Source organism: Acidithiobacillus sulfurivorans, from assembly GCF_018853815.1.
Lineage (GTDB): Bacteria > Pseudomonadota > Gammaproteobacteria > Acidithiobacillales > Acidithiobacillaceae > Acidithiobacillus > Acidithiobacillus sulfurivorans.
In genome coordinates, this window is record NZ_JAAOMP010000116.1 from 56,104 (window position 1) to 76,694 (window position 20,591).

Consider the following 20,591-nt stretch of genomic DNA (forward strand, 5'->3'; position numbering starts at 1 on the left):
CTATTCGCCTAAAAGTCTACCACGACATGCCCTTGTGCGGTTACTGTCCCCCGGATCACGCGGCCGGACTGCAGGTTTCTGACCATGATGCTTTGCCCGGGGCGACCGTTTTCAATGGCGTCGGCAATGGTGGCAATGCGAATCCCATTGCCTTCGGCATAAAGGGTTACCTGCTCACCGGCGTGGACCACATCTGGGGCATTCAGCATGGTCGTAGTTATGGGCTGTCCGGCTAGTGTCCCGAATCGCAGAATTTTACCGATGGCTCCCTGGGGCGAGCTTAAGGTGTTGCCCCCCAAGCCGCTGGTATCCCTGCGTACGACAGCCAGATCTCCGGCCTGCAAAATGGATCCGGCAGAGAGTGGGCGAGAAGCAATGACGACGCTCTGATCCATTTGAATTTGTACAGGCAAATATAATTGCCAGGGGGAGGGCGACTGACAGTGGACTTTTACGGTTTGGTTGCCGTAGGGGTTGCTATAACCAAAATAAGCCACTTTCAATTTACTGCAGGCTGGAAAATGAATGCCAGGGGCCGGTCCGTCCAACTGAATATGTACATCCGCTGATTGATCAGGCAAATGCGCCCGCACAAAATTCCGAACAAGCTCACGAATGGTTGCGGGATTTTCCACGGCAGCCTGAGCGCAGGGGCTGACCATGATGAATGTCGTCGCGAGCAACAAGCTGGCAACGATAGATTGTATGGTGTTTGCGAAACCGAGCTTCATAACCCCGGGGCACCTCATGGAAATAGGGTGTTAGTCAACAAGCCAAGCAAATAATGCGCCAGATTTTTAAGCATGTTATTTCGTCCAGTGGCTCCTGAATGCTTGCAGCGGGAATGGCTGAGCGGCATTTTTTTGCCGGCCGTGCCCTGAGGATTGAACCGGAGCGGCTTTTTTGTGCCGTGTAACACGGGTAATAAGAGTAATGAAGGGTCAATCACGGGATGATTTTTGGCATGTATGTTGCTTTAAGTCGATTGTGAATAATTTTTAGGAGTTCATAAGAGAATGTCGGGATTGTTAGATCAGGCTCTGGATCCTTTGGCTGCAGCACTTAAGGTTACGGGGTACCGGCAGCAACTGCTGTCAGCCAATATCGCCAATGCCAACACGCCCAATTATCGGGCGGTAGATATTCCGTTTGCTCAGGTGGTGCAAGCCGTTCAGGCGGGTGATAAAGGCAGCCTACCATTAACGACGAGCAGCAACCGGCAATTTTCTGAAACCGGCAATAACGCGAGCATGGCTGCCTTTGTGCAATATCAACGTGGCAGTCAGGTAGGGCTGGATAATAATTCGGTAGACATGAATCGGGAGCAGGCAGATTTTTTGCAAAACAGCGTGCGTTACCAGGCCGATCTGACATTTTTGACCGGTAAAATTAAAACCTTGACCTCGGCCATTACCGGAACAGCCGCCTAAATATGCAGGAGTAAGACTTATGTCATTGTTTTCAGTTTTGGATGTAGCGAGTTCGGCGCTGACCGCCCAAAGTTATCGACTTAATGTGGTCGCCAGTAATATGGCCAATGCCAATTCGGCAACCAGTTCAGATGGTCAACCCTACCGGGCCCGAGAGGTGGTCTTTGCCGCGCAACCGTTTGCCAATGCTGGCGCTCCCGCCGGGGTCAATGGCGTACGGGTAGCCGGCGTCATCAGTAAACCGGGGCCATTCAAAATGGTGTATCAACCGGGGAATCCGCTGGCGGATAAGGAAGGCTACGTCAAAATGCCCAATGTGAATCCCGTCGATGAAATGGTGAACATGATTTCGGCTTCGCGGGCCTACCAAGCCAATGTGAATGTGATGAACACCACGAAATCCCTGCTGCAGAAAACCCTTAGCCTTGGAGCCTGAACATGAGCGTCAATTCTCTGACATCCAGCGTCAATCCTTTTTATCAGTCGTTGCAGACCAGTTCTGCAAATAGCTCAGGTACAGCCAGCAGCGGAGCTAGTGGCCTGGCCAGTGAAAGCACTTTTTACAATCTTCTGGTTACTCAGCTCACCAATCAGGACCCCCTGAATCCACTCAGTAATCAGGATTTATCTTCACAGTTGGCACAATTCAGCATGGCGAATGGCGTCCAGGCTATTCAGGGTTCGCTGAGTTCTCTTATGGATCAAATCAATCAGAACCAAGGGTTGCAGGCAGCTTCCCTGATTGGCAAGTCGGTTACCACTTCAGGGAATCAGTTGAGCTTGAGCAGCGGCAGTGCCAATGGGGCTTATGATCTGGGCAGCGCCGCCAGTGCGGTAGACGTACTGGTACAGAACAGCGCCGGTCAGACACTGGCCGTTTTGCCTCAAGGTTCACAGTCTTCAGGAATGCAGGCTTTTAACTGGAATGGAGAAAGTGCCAATGGGAGCACTTTGCCGTCGGGAAATTATCAGTTTTCGGTACAGGCCGCTGATGGCAATGGGGATGCAGTGACGACTACACCCTACATGTATGGGGTGGTAAATGGTGTTACTTTGGGAAGTTCCGGTCCTACCCTGCAGCTACAGGGGCAACAAGGTTCGGTGCCTTTCAGCTCCGTGCAAAATATTATTTAAGGAGTTTGCAAAATGGGTGCATTCAATACAGCTTTAAGTGGATTACAGGCAGCTAATACGGATTTGCAGACGCTGGGTAATAATATATCCAATGCCAATACGGTAGGGTTTAAAAGTTCCAATGCCGAGTTTGCTGATGCCTATGCTTCAGCCATGGCCAATACGGCGCCCACTGAGGGTCAGGTAGGTATTGGTACTACCGTGCAAACCATCGCTCAACAGTTTACTCAGGGAAATATTGAAACAACCAGCAACCCCCTGGATGTTGCCATTAACGGCAATGGTTTTTTTCAGTTCAACTATAATGGTTCAACAGTTTATGGCCGTAATGGCCAGTTTCAATTGAATAAAAACGGCGTTATTGTGGACGCTAATGGTGGTGAACTGATCGGGACCCAGGCGCAAAATGATAAACTGACCGGTGCCAGCGGTCCCTTAAGCATTAATCAGAATGCCATTGCCCCGCAAGCGACTTCAGGATTGAGTTTGGGTTTGAATCTGGATTCAACCAATACACCCATCAGCGGTAATGCTAGTATTAATATTAATGATCCGAGTACTTATAATTATTCGACCACGACGACGGTATACGATAGTCTGGGCACACCGCAATTGTTGACCACTTATTATCAATTGCAAAGCGGTTCAGGTACGACAAGCTCCGGACAAACGTGGAATGTGGATTATTCGGTAACGGGAACCACTGGTGCCAGTGGCATCACTTCTGGTAGCGTTGGAACCTTGCAGTTTAATGCCTATGGTCAGGAAACCAGTTCAATTTCTCAACCTATAACGGGTACTCCGTGGGCTGATGGGGCGGCTTCCACCACCATTAACGTAAGCTTCAGCGGTAGCACCAATTATAATTCTCCCAATTCCGTCATAACCAACAACAGTAATGGTTATAGTGCCGGGCAATTATCTGGTCTTTCCATTGACTCAGGTGGCAATATTTTCGGGCGCTACAGCAATGGTGAATCCCAGCTCATGGGGCAAATCAGTCTGACCCGCTTCCCCAATAATAATGGTTTGCAGAATCTCGGTAATAATTACTGGGCAGAAACCTATGTTTCGGGACAACCTCTTTCTGGTGGCCCTGGCAGTTCCAATCTGGGCGTTTTACAGGCCGGGGCGGTAGAACAATCCAATGTCGACATTTCCAAGGATCTGGTGAATCTGATTGTGGCGCAGCAGGCTTATCAGGCCAATGCCCAGACCATTAAAACCCAGAATACGGTAGTACAGACGCTCTTGAGTTTGTAAGAGGATAAGTCATGGATACCCTTTATATTGCCATGAGTGGCGCCAATGCCATTCTGCAAAAACAGACGGTTACAGCCAATAATCTGGCGAATGCCAATACCACAGGATATCGTGCGGATGAGGCCCAGTTCAGCGCATTGCCGGTATATGGGCAAGGGTTGCCGACGCGCGCCTACACGGCTACGGAAACCCCCAGTGTGGATTTTCAGTCAGGCCCCGTAGTGCATACCGGACGGCCTTTGGACGTGGCGGTGAATGGCCAGGGCTGGCTGACTGTACAGGGGCCTGATGGCAAGGAGGCTTACACCCGGGACGGAAATCTGCAGCTCAACGGTCAGGGTATTCTTATGACCGCGACCGGGCATCCGGTGCTGGGCGTGAATGGTTCACCCATTTCCCTGCCACCGATGCAGTCTCTGGTCATTGGCAGTGATGGGGTGATTTCCGGGGTGCCGGTAGGCAGTCAACCTAACGCTATTGTCACGATCAACCAGATCAAGCTGGTGAATCCTTCGGAGAAAGGCTTGCAAAAAAATCCGGATGGACTTTTTCAGAATAGTGACGGCAAACCGGCATCTGAAGATGGAAATGTGGTTCTGGAGCCCGGCGCACTGGAAGGCAGTAATGTTAATCCCGTTAATGCCATGATCCAGATGCTGGAAGATACCCGCCAGTTTGATATGCAGACCAAGTTGATGCAGACCGTTTCCCAGGATCGGCAAAGTGCCAATCAATTGCTGGTTCTGACATGAACAATCAGGAGCAATAAATCATGATGCGTTCTCTTTATGTAGCAGCAACTGGCCTGGAAGGTGAGCAGACCAAAATGGACGTTATCGCCAACAATCTGGCGAACGTCAACACCACCGGATTCAAGCAGTCCCGCGCGGTTTTTCAGGATTTGCTCTACCAGAATCTACGGCAACCTGGTGCCCAATCTTCGCAGACTACCCAATATCCTTCAGGACTCCAGCTAGGCACCGGGGTGCGCGTGGTTTCTACGGAGCGCCTGATGACCCAGGGCAACTTGACCCAGACCGGTAACGCGCTGGATGTGGGGATCAATGGTCAGGGTTTTTTCCAGATCATGCAGCCCAACGGGACCATTGCTTACAGCCGGGATGGCACTTTCCAGATGAATAATCAGGGACAACTGGTCACGTCCAACGGCTATTTATTGCAGCCACCGGTAACCATTCCACCCAATGCCCAAAGCATTACGATTGGTAGCGATGGGACCGTGTCGGTAGTGCTGCCGGGACAAGCCCAACCTCAGCAAGTGGGTACAATCCAGCTCGCCAATTTTATTAACCCAACCGGCTTGCAAAGTATTGGCGACAACCTTTATTTGCAGACGGGTTCTTCCGGCGCGCCACAAACGGGACAGCCTACCCTCAATGGTTTGGGTTCAGTGCAGCAGGGCTATCTGGAATCTTCCAATGTCAATGTGGTATCGGAATTGGTGGATATGATCGCTACGCAGCGTGCCTACGAAATCAACAGCAAGGCAGTATCCACTTCGGATTCCATGCTCGGATATCTCACCCAGAATTTGTGAGGCTAATTATGACTGCGCAAGCCATCCGCAAAGTTCCCATGGTTTTTCCAGTCTCCTTCGGGAAACTCTGGATAGTTTTGCTGCGTCTGGGTTTCTTGATGATGTTCGTATTGAGCTTGACGGCTTGCGCCGTCTTGCAGGGGCATCATGATCTCAAGCCGCTCAAACCCTTACCCATTCCCGCAGAACCGGAATCACTGGCGGCCCATGCCCCTAACGGATCTATCTGGCAGGCGGGCACCAATGTGTCTTTGTTCAGTGATAATCGGGCGAATCGTGTGGGTGACCTGATTACCGTGTTGATTCAGGAAAATTCCAGTGCCAGCAACAACACCAATACCGCCATTAACACTTCAGATTCTTTGAGTGCAGCGCTGACCAACTTTTTTGGTATTGTCCCGGCATTCGGGAGTGTTGCTGGTACCCCATTCAGCCCCAGTATGGGCGCCAACAGTGCCCAGAAATACGGCGGGACAGGGGCGACCACCCAGAGCAATACTTTTACTGCCACTCTGGAGGTAACAGTAGTGAGAGTGCAGGGCAATGGGAATCTGGTCATTGAGGGCTCCAAAGAAGTGCTTCTCAATGGTGGGCATGAATATATCCGGGTCGCCGGGGTGGTGCGACCTGCTGACGTGACGCCACAAAATACCATTTTATCCACGCAAATTGCCGATGCGCGCGTGGAATATAGTGGCAACGGCAGCATTTACTCAGCCGCACGGATGCCCTGGCTGGCGCGCTTTTTCCTGTCGCTATGGCCTTTCTGAGGAAAAAACAGATGCCCAAGCTTTTGCGATCCTCTTCTGCAATCATCTTGATGCTGGTAATGATGACATTTACCGGATTGTTTTCCGCCCAGGCCGAAACTATCCGCAATCTGGTGGCAGTAGGGGGAGTGCGCAGCAACCAGCTGGTTGGTTACGGTTTGGTGGTTGGACTGAATGGTACGGGCGATCAGGCTACGCAGGTACCCTATACCACACAGTCCCTGCTCAACATGTTTCAGCGTTTGGGGATTAATTTACCTGCCTCTGTTGCCACCAACTTGCAACCCAAAGATGTGGCTGCGGTCATTGTGACCGCACACCTGCCGCCTTTTGTGCAACCGGGACAAACCATCAATGTCACGGTTTCCGCAGTAGGTAATGCCAGCAGTCTGGCGGGGGGGACCTTGCTCATGACGCCCTTGAAGGGGGCCGATGGACAAACCTACGCAGTAGCTCAGGGGAATCTGATTGTCAGCGGTTTTGGGGCCAGCAGTAACGGCTCCTCAGCGCAGGTAAATATCACTACGGCAGGAACCATTCCCAACGGAGCCAATGTGGAGCGGTCTGTCTCTTCGGGCTTTGATCAGGCGGGACCGATGATGCTCGAATTGCATAACCCGAGTTTTACGACTGCGGCACGAATTGCCAATGTCATCAATCAGCAGTTGGGATATGGAGTGGCAGAACCACTGAACGCCGGTGATGTCCGGGTCAATGCACCCAGCTCGCCCGGAGCGCGAGTCAATTTTCTTGCGCAAATTGAAAATCTGGATGTCAGTCCCGAAACGCCGCTGGCCAAGGTAGTTATTGATGCCCGCAGCGGTACGGTCGTGTTGGGACAAAATGTGACGCTGGGTGCCTGTGCGGTTGCCCATGGCAATTTATCCGTGACCATTTCCCAGAAGTATCTGGTCAGTCAGCCTAATCCCCTGGGCGCCGGTCAGACGGTGGTGGCGCCGCAGGCCAATGTGAAAGTTCAGCAACCCCAGGCGAAGTTGTTGATGTTTGAACCGGGAGTAAGTCTGGAAGCCGTGGTTCGGGCTCTGAATGCGGTGGGGGCAACGCCTACAGACTTGATTGCCATTTTGCAGGCCATGAAAGCGGCAGGTGCCTTGCACGCGCAACTGGAAGTCATATGAGTGCTTCCATCAATTTGACCGCTACGACGCGCTCTGCGGAGGTCAGTCCACAGGCTGCAGCAGCTACCGCCAGTGACGCCCTCAACTTTTCCGGACTGAACCAGTTACGCAGTGATGCCCAGGCCCATAATCCAAAAACCATTCTGGCAGTGGCCAAACAGTTTGAAGCAGTTTTGCTGCAGGAGATGCTCTCGTCCATGTCGGCTACTTCCTTTGGTTCGGATTTAACCGGAAAAAATTCCGGGCCGATGATAAAATCACTTTTTAACCAGCAGATTGCGCAAACCGTCAGTCAGGGGCAGGGTATAGGGATTGCCCAGACCCTGGCCAAGGAAATTGCCACACGTTATAACCTCCATTGGGGTAAGCAGAACACATCACCGGCCGGGGACAAGGCGATGACCATGCCCGCCCGTAATGCGGCCTTGTCTGCCCCGGTCATGACTTCAGAAAGCTGGGCCAAACCTTCGCAGAGTCTTCTGGAACAAGCCAAGTCCTTTGTGCAATCCATCTTGCCTTCGGTGCAGGCTGCCGCGCAGAAGTTGGGCGTAGCACCTACTGCCATTATTGCCCAGGCCGCCCTGGAAACCGGTTGGGGAAGTCATGTGGCCGGTAATAATCTTTTCGGCATCAAGGGGGGCGGTTCCTGGCTGGGCAGTTCGGTGGATAGCCTGACACATGAATTCGAAAATGGCGTCAATGAAGTGGAAAATGCCGCTTTCCGCGCTTACCAGTCGGTCGGGGACAGTGTGCGTAATTACGCCAGCTTGTTGATGAACAATCCCCGGTATCGCGGGGCGTTAGGGCAGGGCAACAATATTGCCGGATTTGCCGAAGCCTTGCAGCAGGGAGGTTATGCGACCGATCCGCAATATGCGAACAAGCTGGTGGCAGTGGCTGATAGCCCGCTCATGCAAGAGGTGATGGGCGGCGTGTCAGTTGCCAAGGCAGGGGGCTAAACCTTATGCCTTTTTGTGTCGTTACAAGAATATGGAAGAGTGCGGGGACAGGGCCAAATAATGGATAATCAATCGTTGGAGCAAGAACTGGAAACGGTTATCCAGCTGACGACGGTCTTTGAAGAGCAAAGACAGTGGCTAGCCCGTGGTGACTGGACCCGGCCCATGCCAAAGGCTGATGCCCCCGAACGTTTGGGAAAGCGTCTATTGGCTCTGCGCGCCAGTAATCAAAAGGCTGCGCCTTCAGTAGAACTCAGTGAGGCGGTATTGGCACTTCAGGAAAGTTACAGCGCCTTGGATCATGCTTTGCGGGTTGCCGGTTCTGGTTTAGGGGAGGCTCTGGTTTTGCTGCGTCAACAAGCCGGAATTGTTTATGGTAGTGGGGAATATACGGGCCGTTCATTGGGGAGTGCGTAATCATGTCTGGAATCAGTGGGCTGGTAAATAATGCATTGACCGGTTTGCAAGCCGCACAATCCGCCTTACAGGTGGTTGGTGACAATATTGCCAATGTAAATACGCCCGGATACAGTCAACAAAGCGCTTTGCAGTCAACGGCTATCCCTACCGCCATTGGCGGCCTTTATTATGGAAACGGGACTCAGGTTGATTCCGTGCAACGCAGTTACAGCAGCTTTTTACAGGGTCAGGTATGGACGGCCAGTGCCAGCGCAAGCGGGCAGGCCAGTTTATCCAGTTCTCTCCAGAATATTCTCGGTACGCTCAATAATGGCGGCGTCAGTTCTCAGGTTAGCCAGTTTTTTTCCGGGGTCGCGCAAGTGGCTGCCAGCCCGGATGATATTCCTGCCCGCCAGAGTATGCTCAGCAATGCCCAGTCCCTCAGCCAGACATTTCAGTCTTTGGGGCAGCAGTTGGCCAGTGTCGGCAGCGGTGTTAATCAGCAGATTACCGAGTCCGTTGACCAGATCAACAGCATCAGCAAGCAGATTGCGCAATTGAATGTCCAGATTTCTGCCGCGCAGGGCAATCCCAACGGCTCACCCAATGATTTGCTGGATCAGCGCGATCATCTGATTACTGAATTAAATGGTCAGGTGGGTGTGCAGGTGCTTAATCAGAATAATAGCCAGCTCAGTGTTTTTCTGAGTAATGGTCAGGTGTTGGTAGCGGGTGGTCAATCGTTTGCCCTGCAGACCCAGGGTAGCCCATACAACCAGCAGACTCTGGATGTGGGCTATGCCAGCAACGGCGCGAATATTACCAAAAGTCTGAGCGGCGGAACCCTGGGCGGATTATTACAATTTCGCAGTCAATCGTTGAATCCTGCTGAAAATGGCTTGGGTCTTTTGGCAGATGGTATTGCCTCCGCCTTGAATGCTCAGCAGGCGCAGGGCTTGAATTTGAACGGTAGCAGCGGTTCAGCCTTGTTCAGTACGGGCGCTGTGCAGGTATTTGCGAATACGCATAATAGTAGTGGTGCAGCCTCTGTGGTGGGCTCTATTAGCAATGTTGGAAATCTGAGTGGCAATGATTATATTTTGAGTAAAAGCTCAGGTTCCGTATGGACCTTGCAGGACCGCAGTACGGGAGCAACGGTAGCAAGCACTGCCGGTTCCGTATCCGGGAGTGCGACTACCCTGGATTTTTCCGGTGTAGGACTGCAGTTGCAGGTGTCTGGAAATACGGCAGCAGGAGATAGTTTTCTGGTAGAACCAACGCGCCAGGGTGCGGTAGGCATGCAGACGGTGCTCACTGATCCTGCGGGCATCGCAGCGGCCAGTCCGTTTGTGAGTAGCCCCGGCGCGTTAGTCAGCGGCAGTCTGCAGAATAATAATCTGGGTAATATGACGCTTTCTGCCGGACAGTATGTCAGCGGCACCGCCCCCGGCGCGGTGGTCCTTAACAACATATCGCCATTTCCGACTAATTTGCAGATCACGATGACCAGTGGAGCCAGTCAGGGCGGTACGACGACCTTCCAGATTTCCTCAACTTCGGGCACGGGTTCGGTGATAGGTTCTGGAACCGTCAGCCTGGGTGGTTCCGGTACGCTCATCGACATCCAGAACCCCAACGCGCCGGGGAGTTATTGGCAGGTGAATCTCAGTGGTACACTGGCGGCTTCTGGAGATGCCTTTACCTTGAGTCCCGGCGGGGCGGGGAGTAACGGCAATGCCCAGGCGATGGCAGCGCTGGCCACCAGCAAGGTTTTGAATAATGGAACGGCGACCTTTAATGATAATGCCGCACAATTACTGACTCAGGTGACCAATCAGGCCGCTCAGGCCCAGAATAATGCCCAGGCCCAGCTTACGGTTTTGCAGTCGGCCCAAGCCTCGCAGCAAGCGGTTTCCGGCGTGAATCTGGATCAAGAGGCAGCCAGTCTGATTCAGTATCAGCAGGCCTATCAGGCGGCGGCGAAAGCCATTTCGGTGGGCAGCACCTTGTTTCAGTCATTGATACAGGCTCTATAAGGAGAACACCATGCGCGTCAGTACCCAGGAATTTTACCAAAGCAGCCTGTATTCCTTGTTGAACCAACAAAGTACGCTGAATAATCTTTCGCAGCAGCTGTCCACCGGCAATGCGCTGATCAACCCTACCAATGATCCTGTGGGTAATGCTCAGGTGCTCGATCTCAACACGAAAATTGCCAATCTGGGCAGCTATCAGCAAAGTAATACTTATGCTCAACAGGGTCTCAGTATGAGTTCCAGCACCTTGCAAACAGTTGGTACCCTGATGAATCAGGTGCAGCAACTGGCGGTGCAGATGAATAATGCCACGGTCAATTCCAATGACCTGCAAAATGCGGTAACGACCATGCAGGGAAACCTGCAGCAACTGGTGCAACTGGCCAATACTCAGGATGCCAATGGTACTTACATCTATGGCGGGTCCAACGCCCAGACCGCGCCATTTCAGTTACAGGGTAGTGGTAATGTTCAATATACGGGTGATTCCAGCCAGAAAACCCTGCAAATCGGCCCGGGACTGACAACGCCTGTTTCTCAGGCGGGTAATGCGATTTTCATGAATGTCCCGGCAGGAAATGGCACTTTTACGGTAACGGCTTCCGGTAGTAATTACCTGATTCCAGCAACTTCCGGAGCAACGGCCACCGATGTAGGCAATACCACAATGGGGCCGGGCAGCGTGCTGAATCAAGCGACGGCGAATAGCCAGTTTGTGGCCAATAATGTTCAATACGAAGTCAGCATCAGTAATACTTCCAGCGGCTTGAGCTATAGTGTCAGCAGTGGCACAGGTACGGTTGACAGTACAGGATGGTCAGCCAGCTCCGGAACTGTTGTTAGCGGCAGCTATACGCCCGGGCAAAGCATTAGCATACCCAGCAGCATGGGCGGCAGTCCCTTTATGACGGTTTCGACTAACGGACAGCCGGTATCGGGACAGACCGCCCAATTTACTCTGGCCGCTGCAAAGCCCCAAAGCATTTTTCAGACGTTCAGCAATCTGATTGCCGCCTTTACCGGCGGTTCCGGCTCTCCCGGTGCTAACACGCGACGGGCACAGGATATTAGTAATGCCCTGGCAAATCTGAACCAGTTCCAGACCACGCTCCTGAGTACCCAGGCGCAAATCGGATCCAATATCCAGCAGGCTCAGAGTGTGCAATCGCTGAATGCTAATTTGACCCAGCAATTCCAGACCGACCAGGGTAATATTGCCGATGTGAGTTACCCTCAGGTGATTACCCAGTTTCAGGAAAGCTCGACGGCGTTGCAGGCTGCACAAAAGGCCTTTGTGCAGATTCAGGGGTTGAGTTTGTTTAATTATATTTCGTGATGAAAAAAAGTATTGACAACAAGACGCCGAAAGCTCTGCTCGTTGGGAGCAGTTTTAGTGCAGTTCCAATTTTCTTCGCTTTGAAGAATCATGGAATCCATGTGTCGGTGTGTGGGAGCATAAAAAGTGATCCTTGTCATCAGTATGCGGATGCGTCAATTTATATCGACTATTCCAAGCCGGATGAGCTGATGCGGGTAGTTGAGAAAGAAAACTTTGATTACTTGGTGCCCACGTGCAATGACTACTCCTATATGTCCTGCGCACTGGTGGCAGAACAACATGGTTTTCCTGGCTTTGATAAGTATGATTTAGCATCGATTCTCCACACCAAAAGTAAATTTCGTCAGGCAACTGAAAAGCACTCTCTCCCCGTTCCTAAATTTGTTAGACACAGAATTGGGCAGGTAATTGATACTAAGAAGTTGTGCTTTCCGTTGTTGGTAAAACCGGTTGACAGTTTTAGTGGTCGTGGTATTAGAAAAATAATGAATAGAGAAGAACTACCATTAGCTATTCAAGACGCTTTTCAGGCTTCTAGGTCAGGCGAGTTGGTTCTAGAAGAATGTGTAGACGGAACACTGCATAGTCACTCCGCATTTATCGAGAATCAAAATATTGTGCTCGATTTTTTTGTCGATGAATTCTGCACGACATACCCCTACCAAGTAAACTGCTCAAATCATCCTTCGGCTCTTTCTCCGGGCATCAAAGAAGCTGTGCGTGAAGTGATACAGCAGATGGTAAGCGTGCTTCAGTTGAATGATGGACTGCTTCACACACAGATCATCGTAAATGGTAGCAAATTCTGGATTATCGAATGCATGAGACGGTGTCCTGGCGACTTGTACGGAAGCCTGATTGGCTTTTCAACCGGTATCGAATATGCCGGGCTGTTTATCAGGCCATTTTTAAACATGAAGCTCCCGAGTATAACAAAGAGAAAAACTGTCAAGTATTTTGGGCGCCATACTATCTCCATAATGGAACCACTCATTAATTTTTCATTCTCACAACACATTCCTGCAGAAGCTGTTGAAATTGTAGCTCTGAAAGAGAGCGGAGCAATACTCAATGTCGCACCATTCGATAAGTTAGCAATACTTTTTGCAGAGTTTAAAGATAGAGAAACTATGTTCGAGATTACATCGCGCATTGCTGATTTTATTAGCATCAAATCATATGGAGATTTCGCACGTGCTGGAGACCAATAGTCGTTTAACCGATTCAACCAGTGATGGCGTGAGAAGATTTAAAGTTGCATTTTTAGGTGGAGCTTATGAATCGGCTGTCGGTCGAGTTCACCGAACGGCGCTCGAAATGGATCAGCACTTTGAGTTGGTTGCCGGTTGCTTCAGTCGTAACAAGGAAGCCAACAAGTTGTCGGCAATCTGGTACGGCATCGATCCAGATCGAACATACAATACTCTGGTTGAATTGCTGCTTGCTGAAACCTGCAATATTGACGCAATAGTGATCCTAAGTCCTCAGGACCAACATGCCCAACACATTCTGGCTTGTCTAGATGCTGAAGTTCCAGTGATTTGCGAGAAAGCCCTGGTGGCTACTGTTGATGAGGCTGTCTCTATCCAAAAAAAACTATCTTCAAATAATGGCTTCCTTGTGGTCATCTCCAATTATACTGGCTATCCAATACTGCGCGAATTAAAACATATGATAGAACAGAACGTATTCGGGAGTATTCAACAACTTCATATGGAAATGCCGCAGGAGGGATTTTCTCGACTAGATGCAGATGGTGCTCCAGTAATACCCCAAGAATGGCGATTACGTGATGGACCAATTCCTACCATATCGCTTGATTTAGGTGTTCATCTGCATATGATGGCACGTTTTCTTACCGGTGAACGGCCCAATGAAGTGATTGCTGTTAGTGATTCGAACGGTAACTTCAAGCAAGTTACGGACAATGTTTCTTGCTTAATAAAGTATAGCAACAACCTGAACTGTAATGTTTGGTATAGCAAGACGGCTCTTGGATACCGGAACGGTCTCAAGCTAAGGGTGTTCGGTGAAAAAGGCTCTGCGGAATGGGTACAGGAAAATCCGGAATACTTACAAATGGCAGATGATTCTGGTGGTCGGTTCATCATTGACCGTGCAAGCAAGGGAATTAAAATAGCTAATCAGTCGCGATATACACGATTTAAAGCAGGTCATCCAGCAGGATTTATTGAAGCATTTGCAAACTATTATTATGACATAGCCAATGCCCTAGAATGTTATTTAACGGGCAACTGCTGTTTCAAACATGAGTATATATTCTCTATCGATGAGTCATTAGAGGGGCTGCGTATGCTAAATGCCATCGCAAAATCGTCAATTAGAAAATGTTGGGAGACGGTGGCATGAGCCTTTTGCATTTCGTTAAGAATGATGAAGATGCAGTAGACCAAGTAGCTCTTGGATTTTGTTCTGAATTTATTCATAACACAGATCGCCAGAAATTTATACTAGGGAGAAATATCTATGCAGATTGTGTAGAAAAACATGTAAAGGTGGATGGATTCATCGATGATTATACCAGTGATATAAAATATCACAACTTGCCCGTTATGAGGCTTGCTGCCATATCTAAGAATTCTCTTGTCCTGAATGTGGCGGGTGGACGACCGCTTTCCGCCAAAAAACGCCTGGATGAGTTTGGTGTGAAAAATCTTGATTATTTTGCTTTCTATAAGTATTCCAAGTTACCTTTGATTCCGATTCGCTTTAGTGAAGGATTTGAAGATGAATTTAAATCCAATATGAAAAAATATGAGTGGATATACAGTTTATTGCTTGATGATGCCTCCCGCAGAATATTCGAGAAGACTGTAAGGTTTAGACTCTCCTACGATATCACGCACCTAAATGGCTTCACATCGAAAGAGGATGTTCAATATTTTGAGAATTTCCTGAATCTTCGAGAATCGGGTGAAGTTTTCATTGACGTTGGTGGCTACGATGGTTTCACTAGCCTTGAATTCATGAAGCGATGTCCCGGGTACAAGTCCATACATCTTTTTGAACCGGAAAAAGGTAATTACCAATCCTGTTTAGAAAGGCTGCGAGAATTTAAAAATGTTCATTGTTTTCCAATAGGATTGTCAAACAGTAAAAAAAAATTGAAATTCTCTATTCAGGGATCCGCTTCAAGAGTGTCTGACACTGGGTCAGTCACCATAAATTTGGATAGACTGGATGACCTACTTCATTGTCCGTGTACTTTTATAAAAATGGACATAGAAGGAGAGGAGTTCGCTGCTATCGATGGTGCTCGTAATACAATTCTTACTCACCACCCGCGCTTAGCTATAAGCATTTATCACAAGATTGGTGACTTCTGGCGTATTCCCAAGCTGGTTCTTTCCATACGTAGTGATTATGAAGTTTTCTTGCGGCATTATACCGAGAGTATATATGAGACTGTCATGTTTTTTATGCCTAAGTATTGATTGAGAGCTTGGAAATGATACTTGAATATTGTCGAATAATAGAGTTACCAAAAATTCATGACCAGCGAGGTAATCTGTCCTTTATTGAATCTAACTGCCATATTCCATTTGCAATTGAGCGGGTGTACTACCTTTACGATGTCCCTGGTGGTGCGGAGCGCGGTGGTCACGCCCATAAAGAACTGCACCAGCTTATCATTGCCATGTCAGGCAGCTTCGATGTGGTGATTGGTGACGGTCACCAGAAGAAACGCTTTCATCTCAACCGCTCATATTACGGTCTTTATATCTGCCCGATGATTTGGCGTGAACTGGATAATTTTTCATCTGGTTCGGTGTGCATGGTGCTGGCCTCCAACCGGTATGACGAGTCAGACTATTTCCGAGACTATCCTGAGTATCTTGCTGCTAAAGGGTTGCAATGATCACTGTCCCTTTCCTAGACCTTCGTGCCGCATATCTTGAGCTTAAAGAAGAGATCGATACGGTTATTAATCGTATTCTAGACAGCGGGTGCTATATTCTCGGTCCGGAAGTTGAGGCCTTTGAGATCGAATATGCGGCCTATTGTGAAACAAAACACGCCGTGAGTGTCGGTAATGGCTTAGACGCACTCCATCTGGCTCTGCTGGCCATGGGGGTTGGACCGGGTGACGAGGTCATAGTGCCTTCGAATACCTATATTGCCACTTGGCTTGCTGTGAGTCAGTGTGGAGCTACGCCAATACCTGTGGAGCCTTTGGAGGCCACCTACAATATTGATCCCACTCTCATAAAGGCCGCAATTACCCCGCGTACCAAGGTTATTCTGCCAGTCCATTTGTATGGGCAGCCTTCTGATCTCGATCCTATTCTGGATATTGCTCGCCTACATGGTATCAAGGTGCTGGAAGATGCTGCTCAGGCGCATGGGGCCCGTTACAAGGGGAAACGACTTGGTGGGCACGGTGATGCTGTAGCGTGGAGCTTCTATCCCGGCAAGAACATGGGGGCATTGGGTGATGGCGGGGCGGTGACGACAAATAATCCCGATATCGCGGATCATATCAAGAAGCTGCGAAACTATGGTTCGCGCGTAAAATACATAAATGAGGTTCGGGGTTACAACAGCCGTCTTGATTCGTTGCAGGCTGCAATTTTACGAGTCAAACTCAAATATCTGGATAATTGGAATGAGCGTAGGCGTGTGATTGCTCAAATGTATCTTGACGGCTTGAAAGATATGGGATTAATTGTGCCGTATGTGCCTGAGTATGTAGAGCCTGTGTGGCATTTGTTTGTAATCCGACATTCTAATAGAAAAGAACTGCAACAACGCTTGAGTGAGGCGGGCATCGGTACCTTGATTCATTATCCTATACCGCCACATAAACAGGATGCGTATCAGGATAACGCAATGTTAAGTCTTCCAATTTCTGAAAGAATACATGATGAAGTGCTCAGCCTACCCATAAATTCGACGATGACAGTAGGACAAGCTCAATACGTTATGGAAGCAATACAACGAGTAAAAACTAGCTCCACAAAAAAGAGAAATCATTATTCATAGAGGCACCAATAACCATGGATGAACTAGTCAAGGTTTCAGTCGGTATCCTTACATTTAATCAATCCGGATACATCCGCGATGTCATCAAGTCTATTTTTGCACAGACTTATCCAATTGATGAACTTATTATTAGTGATGACTGCTCCACGGACACCACATATCAAGTGGCGCTAGCGACAATTGAAGATTGCCGAAAACAGACAAACCGAGTGCGACGCGCTGTCGTTAGGCGGAATGAAGTCAATTTAGGACTTATTCGGCATTTTAATTTGCTTGTTGAACATCTTTCAAATGAGCTGATTGTGGGTAATGCAGGGGATGATCTATCAGCTCCTGATAGGGTGGAGACCTTCGCCAACGAGTATATTCGACTTGGGCAGCCCAAGTACTTCCTGGGTCATGGCCCCGTTAATGTGATTGATTCCGGAGACCCAGTTGTGTGGGTGCCACCTATTGTGCAGATGAATATGGACCCATTACAGGTTGCATTCGCCGACACTTTGCACATTGGTGCCAGTCAAGGTTTTACTAGATCCTTGATGACTGATTTTGGGCCGATCGTTTTCGAGGATGTTTATGAGGATTTGGTTCTAGGTTTTCGTGCCCTGCTTACTGATGCGTACCACTACATTGATCGCCCTCTTCTTAACTATCGGCGACATGGTGGCATTAGTGACCCTAGCAAAGATAACCCGGAGTTTCGTCAGCGTCGCTACCGATCCTTGTTGCAACAACGTGCCTTGGACGCTTTTCGGGTAGGTAACGTGGACTTTTTACTCAAACTTCAGAACCGCTATCAAGAGCTGAGACTGACCTTGAAATCGGTGGTTAAGAATCTTCCGTCTCCGGTGACATTCACTGACTTCATATTGGGTGAGACCATTATCCCTTGGCATCTGGACACACGCTGTTTACCTTATGAAGAAAAATGGGCAAAGGAGATAATGAGAACTAAGCCCGATGTTTCGCACGCTTCTCTGTTACTTTGTGGTAACGATAATGAACGACTGAGGAAGTCGTGGCAAAATCTATCTGATCAGTGGTTAGCACCAGTTTTGATCAAACAAACGGCAACCACGGAGAATGTAGTACCCACTCTCAATTCAGCCCTAAATGATATAAACGGAAATTTTATCTCAATCGTGGATGCCGGCGACCAACTCGCCCCAGACGCTTTATTCCGTATCCAGATGGCCATCCAGAACCATCCCGAATGGCAACTCATCTACACCGACGAAGATTCCCTCACGCCCGATGGTCAGCACGTCAATCCGCACTGCAAGCCCGATTTCAACATCGACTACTTACGAAGCCTCCCTTACATAGGTGGCTTGCTGGTCATTAAAAAAGAACTATTTGAGGAACTCGATGGATTTGATCCTCAAGCCGATGGCGCAGAAGATTATGATTTCGTCCTGCGGGCCTGGGAAAAAATTGGTGACGCCGGTATTGGCCATATTCCTGAAGTGCTCTACCATCGTTTGCAGGGTGGCGGGCACTGTAACAAGTCCGTTGAGGAAATACTCCAGGTCAGTCAAGCTGCCTTGCAGAGGCATTTACAGCGCCTGAATATTGCTGCGGAGGTGTTTCCAGGACCTTTCCCACCGTCCACTCGCGTTCGCTACTCCCTGACTGGCACCCCTCTGGTTTCCATCATTATTCCCACACGCAATCAACTGGGCTATTTGCAGCGTTGTGTAGAATCGCTGATCGAAAAAACCAAGTACGCGCATTATGAAATTCTCATTGTCGATAATGACAGCGATGATGCTGAGGCGCGCACTTATCTGGACATGCTTGCGGCCCAGGAGGAGCAATTGGGTGGCCGCTTGCGCGTACTCAGGCATCCCGGTCCTTTTAATTTCTCGGCCATGAATAACCGCGCAGTGGAACAGGCACGCGGCGATTATGTCCTTTTGCTCAATAACGATACGGCGGCACTGCATGACGACTGGCTGGATGAAATGGTCAGCCAGATTTTGCGTCCGGAGGTGGGTGTTGTCGGCGCAAAGTTGCTTTTTCCCGATGGCAAAATTCAGCATGCCGGCGTGATTCTGGGAATGCGCGGGCCGGCAGAACATCCCTTCATTGGTCAGCCACCCGAATATCGGGGCTATTTTGGCCGGGCCATGCTGACCCAGAATTTATCGGCAGTGACGGGAGCCTGCCTGCTTATTGGGAAATCCTTATATCAAGAGTTGGGTGGGCTGGATGAAAAACAGTTTCAGGTTTCCTACAACGATATTGATCTCTGCCTGAAGGCACGAGAAGCCGGTCATAAAATTGTTTTTACTCCTTGGGCGATGCTCCTCCATGAAGGTTCCGCCAGTCAGCGCGGTGAAGTCGAGAAAAAACCCAGCCCCGAAAAAGAAAAGCGCTTTGCGGGCGAAAAGATGGCCTTTTATCAGAAATGGCTGCCACAACTGGCATTTGATCCCGCCTATAATCGCCATTTGAGTCTGGCGAGTACGGATTTTCTGCTCGAAGATCAGGCTGCCCTGACCTGGGACCCGGAATGGCGACCGCGCCCGCGTATTCTGGTGCATCCTGCGGATCGGGAGGGCTGTGGAGAATATCGAATCATCTCCCCTATGCGCGCCTTGCAAAAGGCGGGTAGGGCGCAGGGCTGGGAAACCATGCGGATTTTTGAGCCAGCGGAAATGGAGCGTTTTTCTCCGGAAAGTATTGTGTTGCAGCGGCAAATGGAATGGCCACAGATCGAGGCGTTGGAGCGGCATAAAAAACTGCTGAAAACCTTCCGGGTATTTGAAATCGATGACTTGATCACCAATTTGCCGGTGAAAAGCCTGCATAAGGCGCAAATACACAAGGATATCGCCAAGCGTTTTCGCAAGGCAGCGGGCCTCTGCAACCGCTTGGTGGTCGCGACAGAGCCTCTTGCCAACGCCTACAAAGGCTTTGCCGACGAGGTTCGCGTTCAACCCAATTGCATTGAAGACGCCATTTGGGGCCCCCTGCAGCCTCGCCGACGCGGTGCGGCCAAGCCCAGGGTCGGTTGGGCCGGTGGTGTAGGGCACACGGGCGATCTGGAAATGATCGCCGATGTGGTGCGTGATCTGGCGGAAGAGGTGGATTGGGTGTTTTTCGGCCTCTGCCCTGATGCCCTACGTCCTTATGTGCATGAGTTCCATACGGGAGTGCCGTTACCCCAATATCCCGGCAAATTGGCCAGCCTGGATCTGGATCTGGCTTTGGCTCCTCTGGAGAATAACCCGTTTAATGAAGCCAAAAGCCACCTGCGGATTCTGGAATACGGGATGCTCGGCTATCCGGTGATTTGTTCAGATATTTTTCCCTATCAGGGAGATTTCCCCGTCACCCGGGTCGCCAATCGCTATCGCGATTGGATGCGGGCCATCCGTGAGCAGATTGCCGATCGACAAGCTCTGGAAGCGGCGGGCGACCGCTTGCGGGAATTTGTGCGCGCCCACTGGTTGCTGGAGGAACATCTGGACGACTGGTTGGCGGCCTGGCTGCCCTGAGAATCAAAGCCCGCTGCCTTCATAAAGGTTATCTCCTTAATCAATTCAAGTTTTTTC

General features: G+C 49.9%; 19 protein-coding genes and 1 pseudogene. 19 read left to right on the plus strand and 1 reads right to left on the minus strand.

Annotated features, from left to right (window positions below):
• Positions 1-8: 8 nt before the first annotated feature.
• Positions 9-731 (minus strand): flagellar basal body P-ring formation chaperone FlgA, encoded by a 723-nt coding sequence (gene flgA / locus HAP95_RS09930; protein ID WP_215884065.1) that lies wholly within the window; start codon positions 729-731, stop codon positions 9-11.
• A gap of 285 nt (positions 732-1,016) precedes the next feature.
• Between flgA and flgB the strand changes: the two genes are divergently transcribed.
• From flgB to HAP95_RS10020, 19 genes and pseudogenes are all read left to right on the plus strand, one after another.
• Entirely contained in the window at positions 1,017-1,430 is a 414-nt protein-coding gene (flgB, locus tag HAP95_RS09935) for a flagellar basal body rod protein FlgB (RefSeq protein ID WP_215884066.1), read from the plus strand.
• A 19-nt stretch (positions 1,431-1,449) separates the two neighbouring features.
• Positions 1,450-1,866 (plus strand): flagellar basal body rod protein FlgC, encoded by a 417-nt coding sequence (gene flgC, locus HAP95_RS09940; RefSeq protein WP_010640019.1) that lies wholly within the window; start codon positions 1,450-1,452, stop codon positions 1,864-1,866.
• 2 nt (positions 1,867-1,868) lie between these two features.
• The gene (locus HAP95_RS09945; protein ID WP_215884067.1) at positions 1,869-2,564 is read left to right on the plus strand and encodes a flagellar hook assembly protein FlgD; all 696 of its coding nucleotides are present in this window, start codon (positions 1,869-1,871) and stop codon (positions 2,562-2,564) included.
• Positions 2,565-2,576: 12 nt separating this feature from the next.
• Complete coding sequence (flgE, locus tag HAP95_RS09950) at positions 2,577-3,827, plus strand: flagellar hook protein FlgE (protein ID WP_215884068.1); 1,251 nt, start codon at positions 2,577-2,579, stop codon at positions 3,825-3,827.
• A gap of 11 nt (positions 3,828-3,838) precedes the next feature.
• Positions 3,839-4,579, plus strand: coding sequence for a flagellar basal-body rod protein FlgF (gene flgF / locus HAP95_RS09955; protein WP_215884069.1), 741 nt, complete (start codon positions 3,839-3,841; stop codon positions 4,577-4,579).
• A gap of 20 nt (positions 4,580-4,599) precedes the next feature.
• Complete coding sequence (gene flgG / locus HAP95_RS09960) at positions 4,600-5,385, plus strand: flagellar basal-body rod protein FlgG (RefSeq protein WP_075322618.1); 786 nt, start codon at positions 4,600-4,602, stop codon at positions 5,383-5,385.
• 8 nt (positions 5,386-5,393) lie between these two features.
• Positions 5,394-6,155, plus strand: coding sequence for a flagellar basal body L-ring protein FlgH (locus HAP95_RS09965; RefSeq protein WP_215884070.1), 762 nt, complete (start codon positions 5,394-5,396; stop codon positions 6,153-6,155).
• 11 nt (positions 6,156-6,166) lie between these two features.
• Positions 6,167-7,294, plus strand: a complete 1,128-nt coding sequence (locus HAP95_RS09970) for a flagellar basal body P-ring protein FlgI (RefSeq protein WP_215884071.1) — start codon at positions 6,167-6,169, stop codon at positions 7,292-7,294.
• Positions 7,291-8,253: a flagellar assembly peptidoglycan hydrolase FlgJ gene (gene flgJ / locus HAP95_RS09975; RefSeq protein ID WP_215884072.1), complete on the plus strand. Its 963-nt coding sequence runs from the start codon at positions 7,291-7,293 to the stop codon at positions 8,251-8,253. Before HAP95_RS09970 ends, flgJ begins: the two co-directional genes overlap by 4 nt.
• Positions 8,254-8,313: 60 nt before the next feature.
• Entirely contained in the window at positions 8,314-8,670 is a 357-nt protein-coding gene (locus tag HAP95_RS09980) for a hypothetical protein (RefSeq protein ID WP_215884073.1), read from the plus strand.
• A gap of 2 nt (positions 8,671-8,672) precedes the next feature.
• Complete coding sequence (gene flgK / locus HAP95_RS09985; RefSeq protein ID WP_215884074.1) at positions 8,673-10,688, plus strand: flagellar hook-associated protein FlgK; 2,016 nt, start codon at positions 8,673-8,675, stop codon at positions 10,686-10,688.
• Positions 10,689-10,698: 10 nt separating this feature from the next.
• On the plus strand, positions 10,699-12,024 hold the full coding sequence (flgL, locus tag HAP95_RS09990) for a flagellar hook-associated protein FlgL (RefSeq protein WP_215884075.1): 1,326 nt from the start codon (positions 10,699-10,701) through the stop codon (positions 12,022-12,024).
• Positions 12,024-13,238 (plus strand): ATP-grasp domain-containing protein, encoded by a 1,215-nt coding sequence (locus HAP95_RS09995; protein WP_215884076.1) that lies wholly within the window; start codon positions 12,024-12,026, stop codon positions 13,236-13,238. Before flgL ends, HAP95_RS09995 begins: the two co-directional genes overlap by 1 nt.
• Positions 13,222-14,397, plus strand: coding sequence for a Gfo/Idh/MocA family protein (locus HAP95_RS10000; RefSeq protein WP_215884077.1), 1,176 nt, complete (start codon positions 13,222-13,224; stop codon positions 14,395-14,397). Before HAP95_RS09995 ends, HAP95_RS10000 begins: the two co-directional genes overlap by 17 nt.
• Positions 14,394-15,482, plus strand: a complete 1,089-nt coding sequence (locus HAP95_RS10005; protein WP_215884078.1) for an FkbM family methyltransferase — start codon at positions 14,394-14,396, stop codon at positions 15,480-15,482. The genes HAP95_RS10000 and HAP95_RS10005 overlap by 4 nt, the downstream gene beginning before the upstream one ends.
• Before the next feature lie 14 nt (positions 15,483-15,496).
• Complete coding sequence (locus HAP95_RS10010; RefSeq protein ID WP_215884079.1) at positions 15,497-15,907, plus strand: sugar 3,4-ketoisomerase; 411 nt, start codon at positions 15,497-15,499, stop codon at positions 15,905-15,907.
• Entirely contained in the window at positions 15,904-17,031 is a 1,128-nt protein-coding gene (locus tag HAP95_RS10015) for a DegT/DnrJ/EryC1/StrS family aminotransferase (RefSeq protein WP_215884080.1), read from the plus strand. Before HAP95_RS10010 ends, HAP95_RS10015 begins: the two co-directional genes overlap by 4 nt.
• 14 nt (positions 17,032-17,045) lie before the next feature.
• Positions 17,046-17,384: pseudogene (locus tag HAP95_RS17505) on the plus strand (glycosyltransferase family A protein); the annotation flags it as partial.
• Positions 17,385-18,173: 789 nt separating this feature from the next.
• The gene (locus tag HAP95_RS10020; protein ID WP_368356578.1) at positions 18,174-20,534 is read left to right on the plus strand and encodes a glycosyltransferase; all 2,361 of its coding nucleotides are present in this window, start codon (positions 18,174-18,176) and stop codon (positions 20,532-20,534) included.
• Positions 20,535-20,591 lie beyond the last annotated feature (57 nt).

Coding starts and splice junctions, on each gene's coding strand:
- flgK (WP_215884074.1), top strand. CDS start 8,673: ATGTCTGGAATCAGTGGGCTGGTAAATAATGCATTGACCGGTTTGCAA.
- flgL (WP_215884075.1), top strand. CDS start 10,699: ATGCGCGTCAGTACCCAGGAATTTTACCAAAGCAGCCTGTATTCCTTG.
- HAP95_RS09970 (WP_215884071.1), top strand. CDS start 6,167: ATGCCCAAGCTTTTGCGATCCTCTTCTGCAATCATCTTGATGCTGGTA.
- HAP95_RS09995 (WP_215884076.1), top strand. CDS start 12,024: ATGAAAAAAAGTATTGACAACAAGACGCCGAAAGCTCTGCTCGTTGGG.
- flgG (WP_075322618.1), top strand. CDS start 4,600: ATGATGCGTTCTCTTTATGTAGCAGCAACTGGCCTGGAAGGTGAGCAG.
- flgF (WP_215884069.1), top strand. CDS start 3,839: ATGGATACCCTTTATATTGCCATGAGTGGCGCCAATGCCATTCTGCAA.
- HAP95_RS09980 (WP_215884073.1), top strand. CDS start 8,314: ATGGATAATCAATCGTTGGAGCAAGAACTGGAAACGGTTATCCAGCTG.
- flgB (WP_215884066.1), top strand. CDS start 1,017: ATGTCGGGATTGTTAGATCAGGCTCTGGATCCTTTGGCTGCAGCACTT.
- flgC (WP_010640019.1), top strand. CDS start 1,450: ATGTCATTGTTTTCAGTTTTGGATGTAGCGAGTTCGGCGCTGACCGCC.
- HAP95_RS09945 (WP_215884067.1), top strand. CDS start 1,869: ATGAGCGTCAATTCTCTGACATCCAGCGTCAATCCTTTTTATCAGTCG.
- HAP95_RS10010 (WP_215884079.1), top strand. CDS start 15,497: ATGATACTTGAATATTGTCGAATAATAGAGTTACCAAAAATTCATGAC.
- HAP95_RS09965 (WP_215884070.1), top strand. CDS start 5,394: ATGACTGCGCAAGCCATCCGCAAAGTTCCCATGGTTTTTCCAGTCTCC.
- HAP95_RS10015 (WP_215884080.1), top strand. CDS start 15,904: ATGATCACTGTCCCTTTCCTAGACCTTCGTGCCGCATATCTTGAGCTT.
- flgA (WP_215884065.1), bottom strand. CDS start 731: ATGAAGCTCGGTTTCGCAAACACCATACAATCTATCGTTGCCAGCTTG.
- flgE (WP_215884068.1), top strand. CDS start 2,577: ATGGGTGCATTCAATACAGCTTTAAGTGGATTACAGGCAGCTAATACG.
- HAP95_RS10005 (WP_215884078.1), top strand. CDS start 14,394: ATGAGCCTTTTGCATTTCGTTAAGAATGATGAAGATGCAGTAGACCAA.
- flgJ (WP_215884072.1), top strand. CDS start 7,291: ATGAGTGCTTCCATCAATTTGACCGCTACGACGCGCTCTGCGGAGGTC.